Origin of the sequence: Streptomyces doebereineriae (genome assembly GCF_031845645.1) — a bacterium.
GTDB lineage: Bacteria > Actinomycetota > Actinomycetes > Streptomycetales > Streptomycetaceae > Streptomyces > Streptomyces canus.
Genome location: NZ_JAVREZ010000309.1, coordinates 1 through 451, shown reverse-complemented (window position 1 = coordinate 451; position 451 = coordinate 1). Strand labels below are relative to the sequence as shown.

General features: G+C 67.4%; 1 protein-coding gene. It reads left to right on the top strand.

From position 1 onward, the window contains the following. The coding region (locus RNB18_RS52025; protein ID WP_311721059.1) for an SDR family oxidoreductase at positions 1 to 352 on the top strand (352 nt) is incomplete at its 5' end. Between the last annotated feature and the right edge of the window lie 99 nt (positions 353 to 451).

The window sequence follows — 451 nt, the reverse complement described above, 5'->3', positions numbered from 1 at the left end:
GGTCAACACCGCGTCCATCGGCGGCCTGGGGTTCGAGGCCAACCTCGGGCTGTACAACGTGTCGAAGGCGGCCCTGATCCACCTCACCAAACAGCTGGCGTTGGAACTGTCGCCCAACGTTCGGGTCAACGCGGTGGCGCCCGGGGTGGTGCGCACAAAGCTCGCCGAGGCTCTGTGGAAAGAACATGAGAATCAACTGAATTCGGCCACCGCGCTGGGACGGATCGGCGAACCGGACGACGTCGGCTCGGCCATCGCATTCCTCGTTTCGGATGCGGCGGGGTGGGTGACCGGTGAGACGTTCGTGATCGACGGCGGGCAACGCCTCGGTGACGCCGGGATGTTCCGGTGACGCCCGCCGGCATCGATGCTGCGGCGGTGGCGCGTTGGCTGGCGGACCTGGGCGTCGAGTATGCGGCCCCGCTGCGGTTTCAGCGGATCGGCCTGGGAC